15 protein-coding genes and 1 pseudogene are annotated in these 13,613 nt (G+C 73.2%); 8 read left to right on the top strand and 8 right to left on the bottom strand.

Features of this window, described 5'->3' with window-relative positions:
• Positions 1-58: 58 nt before the first annotated feature.
• From AC3D3D_RS05915 to AC3D3D_RS05905, 3 genes are all read left to right on the top strand, one after another.
• The gene (locus AC3D3D_RS05915; RefSeq protein ID WP_463661081.1) at positions 59-697 is read left to right on the top strand and encodes a winged helix-turn-helix transcriptional regulator; all 639 of its coding nucleotides are present in this window, start codon (positions 59-61) and stop codon (positions 695-697) included.
• A gap of 108 nt (positions 698-805) precedes the next feature.
• Entirely contained in the window at positions 806-1,594 is a 789-nt protein-coding gene (locus AC3D3D_RS05910; protein ID WP_463661082.1) for an aminoglycoside adenylyltransferase domain-containing protein, read from the top strand.
• A gap of 119 nt (positions 1,595-1,713) precedes the next feature.
• Positions 1,714-2,037, top strand: a complete 324-nt coding sequence (locus AC3D3D_RS05905) for a hypothetical protein (RefSeq protein WP_463661083.1) — start codon at positions 1,714-1,716, stop codon at positions 2,035-2,037.
• Here the strand turns inward: AC3D3D_RS05905 and AC3D3D_RS05900 are convergent.
• The 5 genes and pseudogenes from AC3D3D_RS05900 to AC3D3D_RS05880 all read right to left on the bottom strand — a co-directional run bounded on the left by AC3D3D_RS05900 (position 2,030) and on the right by AC3D3D_RS05880 (position 4,979).
• Entirely contained in the window at positions 2,030-2,449 is a 420-nt protein-coding gene (locus AC3D3D_RS05900) for a GNAT family N-acetyltransferase (RefSeq protein WP_463661084.1), read from the bottom strand. The genes AC3D3D_RS05905 and AC3D3D_RS05900 overlap by 8 nt on opposite strands.
• Positions 2,450-2,471: 22 nt before the next feature.
• Positions 2,472-3,117, bottom strand: a pseudogene (locus AC3D3D_RS05895) (dihydrofolate reductase family protein).
• A gap of 67 nt (positions 3,118-3,184) precedes the next feature.
• Positions 3,185-3,796 (bottom strand): methylated-DNA--[protein]-cysteine S-methyltransferase, encoded by a 612-nt coding sequence (locus tag AC3D3D_RS05890; protein ID WP_463661085.1) that lies wholly within the window; start codon positions 3,794-3,796, stop codon positions 3,185-3,187.
• Positions 3,793-4,290, bottom strand: a complete 498-nt coding sequence (locus AC3D3D_RS05885) for an RNA polymerase sigma factor (RefSeq protein WP_463661086.1) — start codon at positions 4,288-4,290, stop codon at positions 3,793-3,795. Before AC3D3D_RS05885 ends, AC3D3D_RS05890 begins: the two co-directional genes overlap by 4 nt.
• Positions 4,291-4,292: 2 nt before the next feature.
• Positions 4,293-4,979: a hypothetical protein gene (locus tag AC3D3D_RS05880; RefSeq protein WP_463661087.1), complete on the bottom strand. Its 687-nt coding sequence runs from the start codon at positions 4,977-4,979 to the stop codon at positions 4,293-4,295.
• Between the two features lie 107 nt (positions 4,980-5,086).
• On the opposite strand from AC3D3D_RS05880, the gene AC3D3D_RS05875 reads away from it, so the two are divergent.
• From AC3D3D_RS05875 to AC3D3D_RS05860, 4 genes are all read left to right on the top strand, one after another.
• Positions 5,087-5,788: a TetR/AcrR family transcriptional regulator gene (locus AC3D3D_RS05875; RefSeq protein WP_463661088.1), complete on the top strand. Its 702-nt coding sequence runs from the start codon at positions 5,087-5,089 to the stop codon at positions 5,786-5,788.
• Positions 5,789-5,977: 189 nt separating this feature from the next.
• The gene (locus AC3D3D_RS05870) at positions 5,978-6,322 is read left to right on the top strand and encodes a YciI family protein (RefSeq protein WP_463661089.1); all 345 of its coding nucleotides are present in this window, start codon (positions 5,978-5,980) and stop codon (positions 6,320-6,322) included.
• Between the two features lies 1 nt (position 6,323).
• Positions 6,324-6,671 carry a YciI family protein gene (locus tag AC3D3D_RS05865; RefSeq protein WP_463661090.1) on the top strand — a complete coding sequence of 116 codons (348 nt, stop codon included), beginning with the start codon at positions 6,324-6,326 and terminating at the stop codon, positions 6,669-6,671.
• Positions 6,668-7,942 (top strand): RNA polymerase sigma factor, encoded by a 1,275-nt coding sequence (locus tag AC3D3D_RS05860; protein WP_463661091.1) that lies wholly within the window; start codon positions 6,668-6,670, stop codon positions 7,940-7,942. Before AC3D3D_RS05865 ends, AC3D3D_RS05860 begins: the two co-directional genes overlap by 4 nt.
• Here the strand turns inward: AC3D3D_RS05860 and arfB are convergent.
• The 3 genes from arfB to AC3D3D_RS05845 all read right to left on the bottom strand — a co-directional run bounded on the left by arfB (position 7,911) and on the right by AC3D3D_RS05845 (position 9,558).
• The gene (gene arfB, locus AC3D3D_RS05855; RefSeq protein ID WP_463661092.1) at positions 7,911-8,348 is read right to left on the bottom strand and encodes an alternative ribosome rescue aminoacyl-tRNA hydrolase ArfB; all 438 of its coding nucleotides are present in this window, start codon (positions 8,346-8,348) and stop codon (positions 7,911-7,913) included. The genes AC3D3D_RS05860 and arfB overlap by 32 nt on opposite strands.
• A 78-nt stretch (positions 8,349-8,426) precedes the next feature.
• Positions 8,427-8,702, bottom strand: coding sequence for an acylphosphatase (locus AC3D3D_RS05850; protein ID WP_463661093.1), 276 nt, complete (start codon positions 8,700-8,702; stop codon positions 8,427-8,429).
• A gap of 94 nt (positions 8,703-8,796) precedes the next feature.
• Positions 8,797-9,558: a MerR family transcriptional regulator gene (locus AC3D3D_RS05845; protein ID WP_463661094.1), complete on the bottom strand. Its 762-nt coding sequence runs from the start codon at positions 9,556-9,558 to the stop codon at positions 8,797-8,799.
• 319 nt (positions 9,559-9,877) lie between these two features.
• Between AC3D3D_RS05845 and AC3D3D_RS05840 the strand changes: the two genes are divergently transcribed.
• Positions 9,878-13,519 (top strand): metallophosphoesterase, encoded by a 3,642-nt coding sequence (locus AC3D3D_RS05840; RefSeq protein ID WP_463661095.1) that lies wholly within the window; start codon positions 9,878-9,880, stop codon positions 13,517-13,519.
• Positions 13,520-13,613 lie beyond the last annotated feature (94 nt).

The following is a 13,613-nucleotide window of genomic DNA, read 5'->3' as shown; positions in this document are numbered from 1 at the left end:
TGGTTCACAAAAACAACCATGGTTTCGATACTGAACCGTCGCCGGTAGGCTGTCAACCATGAAGACCTACGGCCAGTACTGCGGGCTGGCCCGGGCGGCGGAGCTCCTGGGCGAGCGGTGGACGCTGGTTATCCTGCGGGACCTGCTCGTCGGCCCGAAACGCTTCAACGAGCTGCGGAAGGGCATCCCGGGCATCCCCTCGAACGTCCTCACCACCCGGCTCGGCGACCTCGAGGGCGCCGGGGTGGTCGAGCGCGCCGTCGAGGGCCGCCGCGTCGTCTACCGGCTGAGCGAGCACGGGCAGGGCCTCGAGCCGATCCTCCTGGCGATCGGCCGCTGGGGAGCGCGGCGGATGGACGCCCCGCGTGCGGGCGAGCGGCCGACCGACAGCTCGCTGGCCGCGGCCCTGCTCGCGGGACGCACCGACACGGCGGTGGCGCCCTTCGACGTCGAGGTCGTCGCCGGTGACGCCGTGGCGCACGCGACGGTGCGGGAGGTCGGCATCAGCGTGGTCGAGGGCGCCATGGACGATCCCGATCTCCGCCTCGGGGGGCCCGGCCTGCGCCGACTCCTGGCCGACGGCGACGTCGAGGCGGCACTGAGCTCCGGTGAGGTCGACGTCGACGGTCCCGCAGCGCTGGTCGAGGAGTTCGTCCGCGCCTTCCGGGTCCCGCTCGATGCGTCGGCGAGGCGGTGACGCACCTGGGCGCGAACCGCGCCCGAGCATTCTCACAGGTCGACATCGACGAGAGCGCCGACCGGGTGCCGGCTCACCTCGGACCTCCAGCACGTAGCCTCCATCGGCATGGAGGATCTGATCCCCACCGTCCTCGGCAGGGTGCTCGCCGACGACCCCGGCCGGATCGTCGGCGCGTATCTCCACGGCTCCAGCACGACGATGGGACTCGGTCCGGAGAGCGACCTCGACCTGCTGCTCGTGACCGAGCGGTCGCTGACGCGCGAGGAGCGCCGATCGATGGTCGCCACGTTGCTGGGACTCTCGGGGTGGAAGGGCCACGCCGAGGAGTTCCCGGACGTCGCCTCCCGGCGCCCGCTCGAGGTGACGAGCCTGGTCGCAGACACCCTCGACCCTCTGACCGCTGACCCATGGCGTGACTTCCAGTTCGGGGAATGGCTCCGGAGCGACCTCACCCTCGGGCATGTGCCCGAACCGGAGCGTGATCCGGACGTCCTGCTCCTGCTGGCCTCCGCCCTGTCGACGCACCGGGTGCTGCACGGCCCGCCCCTCGACAGTCTCGTCGACGACGTGCCCTTCGCCCTCCTGCGGGACGCCCAGCTCGCCGTCGTGCCCGCTCTCGTCGACGACCTGCACGGTGACAGTCGCAACGTCCTGCTGACCCTGGCGCGCGCGCTCCACACGGTCGAGACGGGCGCGATCGCCTCGAAGGTGCATGCGGCCGGACTGGCGGCGACACGTGTCGACGCCGCTGGAGCAGCGCTGCTTCGCGCGGCGGTCCGGGAGTACCGGGGCGAGGAGCAGGTCGACTGGGATCGGGAGTCGGAACGCGCGGCGGCCCTGGCGAGTTCGTTGGTCGAGATGATCCGCCGCGCGCCGGCAGCACGTCGTGCGTGATCCCGTCCCGTCTCCGTCTTCGTCCCCGTCCCCTTCGCCTCGCGCAGGACGGGGACGACCGGCCCATCACCGAGGAGGATGTCCGACGTGAGGAGCGCGGCGGATCGACGCGACGAGCGGTGCGACGCGGCCTGCTCGCGTGGGTGGTGCTGTCCGCGGTCGGGGTCGCGGTCGTGCTGGTGCCCGACGCCGGACCCCGGGTGTTCTCCTTGAGCGCGGGGCACGGGCCCACGGCGTGGGACCTCGTCGGCGTGGCGATGCTCCTCGCCGGCTGGGTCTGCCTCCTGGTTCCGCTGATCCGGGCGCGCAGCCTGGTCCCGGCGGCGCCGATCGTCGCCCTCGTGGTCGTCGCCGGCCTGGCGCTGGTGGCGTGGTCCGTCGGTCAGGATGCCGGGTCGTGGTGGGTCCTGGGTGCGGGTGTCGCCGTCGCCGCACTCAGCTGAACCGGACGAACGCCCGGACCGGTTGATCGAGCCGGCCGGCTTCGGTGAGGCCCATCGACTCGTAGAAGGCCTGCTGTGCGGGCTCGTCGTCGGTGAGCAGAACGTGCTGGCGGACGTCCTGGTAGGGCGCGAAGACCCGTCGGAAGAGCTCGCGACCGATGCCTCGGCGCTGGTGGCCGGGCGCGACGAGGATGTCCTGCAGGTAGGCGATGGTCAGCCCGTCAGCCACGAGACGGGCGAGGCCGACCTGCTCGCCGTCCGTCCGGGCCGAGACGACGGCGAGCGAGGCGTCGACCGCCGCGGCCAGGCGAGCGGGGTTCGAGGTGTAGGTCGACCAGCCCACGGCGTCGTAGAGCGCCACGAGCTCCGCCGGCGTGAAGGCGGTGCCGGACCGGTACTCGACGGATGCCATGCCGCTCCGGCTGTCACGCCGGTCACCGCCGCCGCAGGAAGCAGTGCACGACGCCGCTCGGTGCGGTGACCTGCTCGAGGTGGAAGCGGGCGGCGAGGTCCTCGGGGCGGTCCCACAGCCTGAGCCTGTGCCCGTACTCGACCCTGGCGATCGCCACGTGCATCTCGTCGACGAGATCGGCCTCGAGGAACTCCCGCACGGTGGTCACCCCGCCGCCGATGCGCACGTCACCACCGTCGGCGAGTTCGGTCGCGCGGGCCAGGGCGTCCGCGGGGGGAGGCGTCGAGGAAGTGGAAGGTGGTGTCGCCGACCGTCAGCGGCGGGCGCTCGTGATGGGTGAGCACGACGACCGGTGTGTGGAACGGTGGCTGCTCGCCCCACCAGCCGCGCCAGCCGTCGTCGGGCCACGGGCCCCGCTGGGGCCCGAACTTGTTCCGGCCCATGATCTCGACGCCGATCCCGTGGTCGAAGTCGCGGACGATGCGGTCCTCGAGGCCACGGGTGCCGCCAGGACCCTCACGCCCGGGGAAGCTAGCGGTGCCGATCATCCAGGCCATCAGCTCGGACGGGTCGACGTGCCCGAAGGGGCGCTCGAGGCTCTGGTCCTCGCCGGCGGCGATGCCGTCGCGGGAGACGCCGAAGTTCTGGACGCGTACACGTGTGGTCATCGGATGCCCTTTCCCTGCCGGGGCCGGTCAGCCTGACAGACCTGCGCCGTCGGGGCGAGGGGAATGGTCAGCGTGCCTGCTCCAGGCTGAGCAGCGTCTTCTTGGCCGCCAGGCCGCCGAGATAACCGCCCAGGCCGCCGTCGGAACGCAGCACCCGGTGGCACGGGACCACCACCGGCAGCGGGTTCGTCGCGCAGGCACTGCCCACGGCGCGCACCGCCCGCGGGTTCCCGACCAGCTCGGCGACCTCCTTGTAGGTGCGGGTGCGGCCGTAGCCGATCCAGGGCAGGTAGCGCTGCACGACCTCCCGGAAGCCCGAGGACATCGAGTGGTCCAGGGGGACGTCGAAGGTCCTCCGCCGCCCGGTGAAGTACTCCTCCAGCTCGCCCGCGGCCGCATCCAGACGGCGGGGTGCCGCCAGGACCCGGGGGCTGACCCGCTGGGCGAGCGTGGTCAGCACGTCGTCGAACCCCTCGCTCTCGAAGGCCACGCGCACCAGGCCGGCGCCGGTCGCGGCCAGCAGGAGCGGGCCCACCGGGGAGTCGACGGTGCGGTAGGCGACGTCGAGCAGGTCCTCCTCCCCGGCCGAGGCGGCCAGGCGGGTGAGCAACTGCTCGAGCGTGCTGTCGGCTACCGGGAACAGCTCGGCGTCCTCGGTCCGGTCCCGGGACTCGTTCATCGCGTGCCTCCTGTCGTCCGTGCGTCGGCCCGGAAGCTCGCCCGCAGTGCCTGGATGCCGTCGGCCGCCGCGCGACGCACGGCCGGGGCGGTGCCGCCGATGAGATCGGCGGTCTCGGCGTGCGGCAGCCCGCCGAGGTAGTGATAGGCGACCGCGAGGCGTTGGCGCTCGGGGAGCGCGGCCACCGCCGACCACAGCCCGAGCTCGTCGCTGCCGGGGATGCCCGTCGTCGAGACCTGGTCGGGCACCTCGTCGGTGGGGATCGCGTGCCGCGCCCGGGTCCGCGTGACGTCGATGGCCTTGCGGTGGGCCACCCGCACCAGCCACGCCTCGAGGTTGGTGTGCTTGGGCAGGTCCGGCCAGGACCTGAGCGCGGCCAGGAAGGTCTCCGACCAGGCGTCCTCGGCGTCCGCGCCGGGCCCGAGCACGGCGCGGCACACCCGCAGCACGGTCACGCCGTGCTGCCGGACGGCCTGGTCGAAGGGCTCGGTCATCGTCATCGCACGGTAGACGCACCAGCCGGCCGAGGTGTGAGGTCGATGTCGCCGTCGACGCGCCGGGGCACCGTGGTGAGCACGCCCACCACGGCCACGGCCGCCGCGAGGGCGTAGGCGACGCCGAAGATCGTCCGGCCGACGGGCGGCAGGTAGAACTGCGCGGCCAGAAGTGCCGTGAGGACCCCGATCGGCCAGGCGGCCCAGGCCGGTCGCGTGAGCTGCGATCGGTGCCAGGCCGCCGCCGTCGCGATCCCCGAGACGGCGAGCAGGACGAGACCGAGGCCGAACATCGTCAGCGCGACCGGCTGGTCACGGATCGTCCCGACGAGCTCGAGCGCGGCCTCGTTGCCGGCCAGGGCGCGGGCCCCGGCGGCGTGCAGCCCGAAGGTCTCGGCCCCGTAGTAGGGCAGGGCGAGCGTCGCGCCGGCGAGCCCGCTCCAGCGGGCCAGACGCGCCGTCGTCGTGCCGGCGAGGTCGCACACCCGCAGGGCGAGCCGGGCGACCGAGGCGATCGCCAGCGCGCCGCACACGTGGGCCGCGACCCATCTGCTCGAGGCGAAGGCCTCGGCGGTCGCCTGCGTCGTCGGGTCCGCCGCGTCCCCGTAGGGGCGCAGCAGCAGGTAGGCGGCCATGAGCACCCCGGCGCCGACGGCCGGGGCGAGCAGGGCGGTGGGTCGACGTGCCATGGCGGGCTCCTCCGTTCGGGAGAGCGGTGCTCTCGTTGTGAAGAACGTAGAGCACTGCTCTCCCAACTGCAAGAGCGGTGCTCTCCGTGTCGTGCGAGGATGGCGCGATGGCCGGGATGCGGGAGCAGGCGAGGGAGCGGACGCGCGCGAGGATCCTCGCCGCCGCCCGTGAGCAGATCGCGATCCACGGCGGCGGCGGGCTGTCCATGCGCGCCGTCGCCCGCGAGGTGGACCTCGTCTCCTCGGCCGTCTACCGCTACTTCCCCACGCGGGAGGCCCTGCTCACCGCGCTCATCGTCGAGAGCTACCAGGCGCTCGACGCCGCGCTCGCCTCGGCGGCGTCCGCCGGGGCTCCCGCCGCGCGCTGGTCGGCGCTGTGCCGTGCGCTGCGCGGCTGGGCGCTCGCGCACCCGCACGAGTTCCAGCTCATCTACGGCACCCCGATCCCCGGGTACGTCGCTCCGCCGGAGACCGTTCCCGTCGCCGCGGCGGTGGCCGGGCACTTCCTCGCCGTCGGGGCGCGGTCCGACGTCGCCGGGTTCGACGCCCCCGCGCTCGTCGCGCAGCTCGGGCCGCTCGCCGCGAGCCTCGCCGACGCCGACGCCGACGCCGACGTCGATGACGCGGGCAATGGCTCCGGCGCCTCCGCCAGCGGCGCCGCCGCGGTGCTGGCCGAGCTCGCCGCCCTGGTGGGCGTGCTCACCCTGGAGCTTTCGGGCCACCTCGTCGGCACCGCGGACCCGGCCGACCACCTCTTCGACGCGCTCGTCGGGCGCCAGGCCGACACCCTCGGTCTGGCCGCCCCGTAGTCCCGCCGGCACGCCGTCGTCGGAGGGCCGCGCCACTATGGTGCAGGTCACTGTCGAAACCGCGGGTGCTCGTTCGACATGTCGGTGAGGCCGCGACCGCGGCCCGGGCCCGCGAGAACGCGGGCCGACGACCGGAAGGACCGGAGCCATGACCGACCACAGCGCAACCGACGCACCCGAGGAGATGTCATGAAGTACCTCGTCCTGCTGATGTCCGGGGGCGAGGGGCCGCCCTGGGAGGAGCTCACCGCGGAGCAGCAGGCCGCGGAGATGCAGCGCCATGACGACTTCGACGAGGCCTGCCGTGCCCACGACGGGGTCGAGATCCTCTCGGGCGAGGCGCTCGACGGTGTCCCCACCGTCGTGCGCACCCGCGGTGGCGCGCGCACCGTCACCGACGGCCCCTACGCCGAGGCGGTCGAGCACCTCGGTGGGTTCTACCTCGTCGAGACGCCCGACCTGGCCACGCTGCTCGAGCTGACGACCCGGCTGCCCGACTACGACCTCCAGCTCAGTCCGGTCGGCGAGTTCTGACGTGCGCCGCTACGTCGTCGTCATCGCCTACGAGCCCTCGGACTGGAGCTCCGCCTCGGAGGAGGTGCGGGCCGCGTTCTTCGAGGGGCACGCCGCGTTCTCCGCCTACGTCGCCGAGCACGGCAGGGAGGTGGCGAGCGCCGCGCTCGCCGACACGGACACGGCCACGACGGTCCGGCACGTCGACGGACAGGTGATCGTCACCGACGGGCCGTTCGCCGAGACCGCCGAGACGATCGGCGGCTACTACGAGGTCGAGCTGCCCGACCTCGACACCGCGATCGCGGCTGTCTCACTCCTGCCGCCGTCGTACTCGCTTGAGATCCGTCCGGTCGTCGCCGTCACGTGACCGACGGTGCGCTCGAGCGCGTGGTGCGCGAGGAGTGGGGCCGGCTCGTCGCCCTGCTCCTCGCGCGCCACCGACGCCTCCACCTCGTCGAGGACGCCCTGGGCGATGCCGTGGAGGCCGCCGCCCGTACGTGGCCGCGGGACGGAACCCCGGACAGCCCGGCAGCGTGGCTCCTCACCGTCGCGGGGCGCCGGATCCTCGACCGGATGCGGGCCGAGGCCACGTGGCAGCGCCGCGTACCGCTCCTGGTGACGGAGGCGGAACGGAGCGGGACGCGCGGGTCGGTGCGCGCCGACCCCGGCGACCTCGTGCAGGACGACCTGCTGCGCCTGGTGCTCATGTGCACGCACCCGGCGCTCGCCCCCGAGCCCGCTGCCGCGCTCGCGCTGCGGCTCGTCATGGGCGTGCCCACCGAGGACGTCGCCCGGCTGTTCCTGGTCCCCACACCCACGATGGCGGCCCGCATCACCCGGGCGAAGAAGAAGATCGTGCAGGCGGGCCTGCCCTTCGCCATGCCGACCGCCGGTGCGTTGCCCGGACGGCTCGACGTGGTCGCACAGATCGCCTACCTCGCCTTCACCGCCGGCTACGCGCCCGGCAGCGGGCCAGACCTGCTGCGCGTCGACGTCGCAGGTGAGGCGGTGCGGCTCGTGCGCGTCGTACGCGACCTGCGCCCCGCCGAGCCCGTCCTCACCGCGCTGCTCGCGCTCGTGCTCCTGCAGCACTCGAGGCGCGACGCCCGCGTCGGCAGCGACGGCGAGCTTGTCCTGCTCGCCGACCAGGACCGCAGCCGCTGGCGACGGGCCGAGATCGAGGAGGCCCGCGCCCTCCTGGCCGACCTGTCGGGCGTGCGTGAGCTGACCCCGACGGCGGCCGCGTACCTCCTCCAGGCGCGCGTCGCCGCCGAGCACGCCACCGCCGGGTCCGTGCAGGACACGCGCTGGGACCGGATCGTCGACCACTTCGACGACCTGCTGCGCATCGCCCCGTCCCCGGCGGCCGAGCTCGCCCGCGCCGTCGCCGTGGCCGAGCTGTCGGGTCCCGAGGCGGGGCTGGTCGCGATGGCCGGTGTCGACCTTCCGGGCAGCCACCGGCCCGCGAGCGTCCGCGCCGAGCTGCTCGCGCGCTCCGGCCGGGCGCAGGAGGCCCTGGCCGCCTACGACGAGGCGATCGCCAGGTGCGGCAACGGCGTCGAGCGTGCCCACCTCGCCCACCGACGCGAGCTGGTCGCCGGCCGCCTCACTCGCTGGGACGACGGCGGTTCTGCTTGATCTCCGCGCGCACCCGCTTGGCGGCGAGCCGCCGGCGCTGGGAGCCGCGCGTGGGCCGGGTCGGACGGCGCGTCACCGGTGGCACGACGGCGTCGCGCAGCATCGCCGCGAGACGCTGCCGCGCGGCGGTCCGGTTCCGCCGCTGCGAGCGGTGCTCGGCGGCGTCGACGGTGAGCACGGTCCCCGCCGTGCGCGGGGCGAGCCGTTCGAGAGCGCGGGTGCGCTGGGTGTCGGTGAGCGCCGTCGTCGTGGCCAGGTCGAGGCTGAGCTGGACGCGGGAGTCGGCGGTGTTGACGCCCTGCCCGCCGGGGCCCGACGCGTGGGAGAACCGTTCGACGAGCTCGCCCGCCGGGACGGTGATCCCGCGCGACGCGCCGGGGCCCGGGGGTACGTGCAGGTCGTCCACGCCACCCAGTGTGGCGCACCGGCGGAGGCGCCCAGAGGCGCGGCGGCGGCAGCAGTGCAGACCCGAGGGACGCCCTGGTCAGCGGATCTCGAAACTGGCGGGCACGTCGTCGGGGGCGGGGGAGTGGTCCGCGACGTCCACGGAGTCCACCTGCGCCCAGGCGGGCCCGCGTCGGCACCACGCCACCATCTGCTCGACGTCCTCCGGCGCGCCGTGCAGGAGCGCCTCGACGGTGCCGTCGGACCGGTTGCGGACCCAGCCGGACACCGCTCTCGCGCGCGCGGCCTCCCGGCAGGACGCGCGGTAGCCGACCCCCTGGACGCGGCCGGCGACGATGACGCGAACCGTGGTCACGGCAACCTCCTCCTGCCCGAGAGCCCCGGGGTGCGACGGACCCGGCGCCGGGTGCTCCACCCGAGGGTGGCACACCCGGCGCCGGGCACCGTCATCAGCTGAGGTTCTCCTCGGCGTAGACCGTCATCGCGTCGCGGACGTAGGCCGCGTAGCTGCGGCCCTCGTCCGAGTATGTCGCGCCGAAGCGCGGGTCGTCGACGTACATCTGGCCGAGGCCGACGAACACCTCGCGGCTCAGGGGCTTGCCGCCCCAGCCGGCGCCGACCCAGTCGTACTGGCGCCGGGCCAGTGCCTGGACCTCGTCGCTGCGGACGTCGAGACCGCGCGCGGACGCGGCGCCGAAGCCCTCGGCGACGTCCTGGATCTCGCGCCTGAAGGACGCCTTCTCGGCGTCGCTCAGCGACCGCCACCAGGCGTCGGAGTCGGCGTAGGCCTGCTCGCCCCACCGCTCCTTGACCTCGTCCTCGTACTGCGTGTGGTCGAACCCGTCGAACATGTCGCGTGCCACGAGCTCTCCTCCCTTCTCGATCATGGTGATGGTGGTCCGCACCGATGCGGCGACGGCGCCGAGCCGCTCGCGCTCGAGGTCGAGGCGCTCGGCGTACGACCGCAGCGCCTCGGTGACCGGGACGTCCTCGTCGAGGACCTCGCCGATCTGGGGCAGGCCCAGCCCGAGCTCACGGAGGACGAGGATCTGCTGCAGCCGCAGCAGGCCCGTCCGGTCGTAGAACCGCACACCGCCGTCGCCGGTGCGCGACGGTTCGAGCAGGCCGATCGCCTGGTAGTGCCGCAGCGTCCGACTCGTCGTGCTCGTGAGCCGGACGATCTCCTGCATCGACCATTCCTGGTTCGCCATGACCGCTCCTTCCGTGTGTCTCGTTCGGTGCGGGAACCACGTTGCCGGTTGACGCCGCGTCAACCGCAAGCCCTTCCGCCCCGCTCGTGACGAGTGAGCACCTTTCTGCTCGGCGAGTGAGCAACGTCCTCCCCGCTCGCATCCGGCGCCCGCCACCGCGCCTCGGCGGGGCCGTTCACCTGGAGCACCCCGCGACCTCACCTTCGGTTCATGGTTATGGACGAAACTCTTCCCGGTCACGGCCCCACGTGACCGGCCACCCCCGTGGCCCTCCCCGGCCGCCCGTGCGGCACCCTTCCTCACCCGGAGTGGAACGACGATGCGCAGAACGCGACTGACGGGGCTCCTCGCCTCGGCCGCAGCCCTGACCGTGGTGGCAGCGACGCTGCCGGCCGCCGCGGTCCCCGACGACACGACCGACGACGGTCGGCGCCCCACGGCGCCCGCCACCCCCGGCGCGGCGATGCCGAACTACGGCCCCGTCGTGCCCGACCCCGGACAGGTCGAGGCCGGCGAGCCCACCCTCAACCTCGACGACGGCGAGCGCGTCAACGGCCGGCACACCGTCATCTCGACCCCCTCGGTCGCTGGGCAGAACCCGACCGAGCTCCTCGTCGACGGCGAGGCCTCCGCGGACGCGCGCGTCACCCTCGGCTCCGAGGCGCTCGCGCCCACGGACGCGGCCTTCGTGCTCGACGTGACCGCCGCCGTCGAGATCGCCTACAGCAACTACCTCATGGTCAACGGCGAGCGGGTCGGCATCCTCGAACAGATCGCGAACGTCAACGACCACCCGATCAACCTGCCCGCCGACGTGCTGACCCTCGGTCACAACGTCATCGAGTTCCACACGGGCACCCGCGCCTCGACCTGTGGCATCAACCACGACGACGTCGTCATCGGCAACTTCCGCCTGCAGCTGCCCGGTGGCGAGCTGGTCTCCAACCCCGCCAACCCGACGACGGGTCCCGCCCCCGGCGCGGACGGCCTGTACAACATCGGCGACGGCAACTGCGGCTCGAGCGACAAGCCGCGCTTCCTCACCACCGAGTTCACCGTCGACGCCGAGCCGGGCGAGCACTCCGGCCTGCTCCTCGAGCTCGACACCACGGACCTGCCCGACGGCGAGCACACCGTCGCGGCGGTCACCGAGGAGGGGGCGAGCACCGAGCGCACCGTCGTCGTCGACAACACCGGCCCCGCGCTGACCTCCTCCGTGCCCGCCGACGGGGACCACCTGCTCGGCGAGATCGCCGTCGCGGCCGAGGTCGCCGACGACGCCGGCGTCGCCTCCGGCCCGACGCTCATCCTCGACGGCACGCCCGTGGCCGCCGGGACGAGCATCTCCGCGGACGACCTCTCCGCGGGCGCGCACGAGCTCGTCGTGGAGTCGACCGACGCGCTGGGCAACACCTCGCGCCACGTCGTCGAGTTCACCTCCGCCCCCAACACGCCGGAGATCACCGACCTCGCCCCGAGCAGCGGCTCGACCGGCATCGGCCTCGAGGCCCCGCTGGCCGCGACCGTCGCCGAGCCCCACGACGGGGACGTCGACGTCACCTTCCACGTCGCGCAGCCGGAGCTGCCGACCGCCGCCTGGCAGGGCACCGCCGACGAGCTGCCGCTGAGCCAGCTCGACTTCACCGGGCAGCAGGAGGCCGACCCCTCGGCGCTGGCCCCCGGGGACGACGCCGTGCTGCTGAGCCCGGCCGCCGACGGCATCACCTTCCAGCGCTTCGACGTCCCGGTCGACGCCGCCGCCGGCGAGCAGGTCGTGTCCTGGTCCGGCCAGGTCGACCCCGCCCGCGGCGCCCGGCTCTACGTCTGGGACGCCGACTCCCTGGTCTGGGAGCTCCTCGAGGACGCGCGCGGCAGCTCCGACGCCCCGACCGAGCTCGGCGGCGTCGCGGGCGCCCGCCACATCGACGGCGACACCGTCCACCTCCTCGTCGAGGGCTACGACCCCTTCGCCGACGACGTCGAGGACCCGGTCGCGGACTCCTTCCGTGACCCGGAGACCTACGACTTCGCCATCGCGCACAACACCGACACCCAGTACCTCTCCGAGGGTGCGGTCGATCAGGAGGGCGCGGCCGCCGAGCGCTTCCGCGACGCCTACCTCGATACGACCCGGTGGATCGCGGACAACGCCGAGGAGCGCAGCATCGCCTACGCCCTGCACACCGGCGACCTCGTCAACGACGACACCGTCGTGACCGACGACCCCGAGTTCGTCGCGCACGCCCGCGCCCAGTACGACGTCGCCGACGAGGCGCAGGCCATCCTCGACGACGCCGGCATCCCCAACGGCGTGCTGCCGGGCAACCACGACAACAAGTACGGCAACGACAACAGCCTCTACAACGAGTACTTCGGACCCGAGCGCTACGAGGCGCTGTCCGAGACCTGGGAGAACGCCGAGTACGGCGGGCCGTGGCGCGAGGGCGACAACCAGAACCACTACGACCTCTTCACCGAGGGCGGCCTGGACTTCGTCGTCGTCTACCTGGGCTACATGGCCACCGCCGAGGAGCTGGCCTGGGCCAACGAGGTGCTCGCGCAGTACCCGGACCGCAACGCGATCCTCGCCTCGCACGAGTACATCAACGCCTCCACCGCGCCCGACGCCCGCGGCGCGACCTACACGGCGTACTGGGGGCAGTCGATCTTCGACGAGGTCGTCTCGCAGAACCCCAACATCTTCCTCGTGCTCTCGGGCCACGTGCACGGCGTGGGGACCAACGTCCGCCACGACGTCGCCGAGCCCGGCCACCACGTCGTCGAGCTGCTCGCCGACTACCAGGAGTACCTCGTCGACGACGAGAAGACCGCGGGCTTCTTCCGCCTGCTGCAGTTCGACGTCGAGCGCTCCGAGATGACGGTGGACACCTACTCCCCGCGCCTGGACAACTTCGGCGCCCACGAGTTCGACTCCGCCACCAACCGGAGCTACGACGGCACCGAGGACGACTTCACGGTCCCGGTCGACCTGAGCACGCGCACCACGTCGATCTCGACGGACTCCGTGCTCGTCACGTCCTCCACCGGTGACGAGATCGGCACCGACACCGTCCCCTCGGGCGGGACCGCGTCCGCGGAGTGGGCCGGCCTCGAGCCGGGCACGACCTACGGCTGGTACGTCGTGGCGGAGAACGCCACGGGTGGCCGGGCGGTCTCGCCGGTCTCGACGTTCACCACCGTGGCCGACGGCGGGGAGGAGCCGGGTCCGGACCCGGAGCCCGAGCCCGAGCCGGAGCCGGAGCCGGAGCCCGAGGTGCCGGCGCCGGGTCGTGGGTTCTTCCTCAACGACGGGTGGGACGCGACGGCGGACCACGTGTTCGCGTACGGCCGCTCCGGTGACGAGGTCCTCGTGGGTGACTGGGACGGCGACGGTTCGGACACCCTCGCGGTGCGTCGGGGGAACCGGTACTTCCTCAACAACACCCTCGTGGGCGGCAATGCGGACGTCGAGCTCGGCTTCGGGCGCGCAGGAGACACCGTGCTCGTGGGTGACTGGGACGGGGACGGCGTCGACACCTTCGCCGTGCGCCGTGGGAACGCCTACTTCCTCACCAACACCCACGAGGGTGGCAACGCGGAGATCGAGCTGAACTACGGGCGCGACTCCGACGTCGTCCTGGTCGGCGACTACGACGGCGACGGCGCGGACTCCTTCACCGTGCGCCGTGGCAACCGCTACTTCATCGCGAACTCGCTGACCGGTGGCAACGCGGATGCGGAGCTGGGCTACGGCCGGGCCTCGGACGACGTCGTGGTCGGCGACTGGGACGGCGACGGGACTGACACCTTCGCGGTGCGTCGCGGGAACCTCTACCTGGTCTCCAACTCGCTCACCTCCACGGTCGCGGAGATCGAGCAGCGCTACGGCCGTGCGACGGACGAGGTCTTCGTCGGCGACTGGAACGGCGACGGCACCGACACCCTCGGCATCCGCCGCTGACCAATCGCCTATGTGGCGAGCGAGCAGTTTTCTGCTCCACCAATGAGCGCCCGCCGGTCCGCACGGACCGGCGGGCGCTCACTCGTGCGGCACT

This window comes from Georgenia sp. X1117, from assembly GCF_057784635.1.
Note: the sequence above shows the minus strand (reverse complement) of the source record. Positions and strands in the feature narration are given on the sequence as shown.

Coding starts and splice junctions, on each gene's coding strand:
- AC3D3D_RS05915 (WP_463661081.1), top strand. CDS start 59: ATGAAGACCTACGGCCAGTACTGCGGGCTGGCCCGGGCGGCGGAGCTC.
- AC3D3D_RS05910 (WP_463661082.1), top strand. CDS start 806: ATGGAGGATCTGATCCCCACCGTCCTCGGCAGGGTGCTCGCCGACGAC.
- AC3D3D_RS05900 (WP_463661084.1), bottom strand. CDS start 2,449: ATGGCATCCGTCGAGTACCGGTCCGGCACCGCCTTCACGCCGGCGGAG.
- AC3D3D_RS05890 (WP_463661085.1), bottom strand. CDS start 3,796: ATGAACGAGTCCCGGGACCGGACCGAGGACGCCGAGCTGTTCCCGGTA.
- AC3D3D_RS05885 (WP_463661086.1), bottom strand. CDS start 4,290: ATGACCGAGCCCTTCGACCAGGCCGTCCGGCAGCACGGCGTGACCGTG.
- AC3D3D_RS05880 (WP_463661087.1), bottom strand. CDS start 4,979: ATGGCACGTCGACCCACCGCCCTGCTCGCCCCGGCCGTCGGCGCCGGG.
- AC3D3D_RS05875 (WP_463661088.1), top strand. CDS start 5,087: ATGGCCGGGATGCGGGAGCAGGCGAGGGAGCGGACGCGCGCGAGGATC.
- AC3D3D_RS05870 (WP_463661089.1), top strand. CDS start 5,978: ATGAAGTACCTCGTCCTGCTGATGTCCGGGGGCGAGGGGCCGCCCTGG.
- AC3D3D_RS05845 (WP_463661094.1), bottom strand. CDS start 9,558: ATGGCGAACCAGGAATGGTCGATGCAGGAGATCGTCCGGCTCACGAGC.
- AC3D3D_RS05840 (WP_463661095.1), top strand. CDS start 9,878: ATGCGCAGAACGCGACTGACGGGGCTCCTCGCCTCGGCCGCAGCCCTG.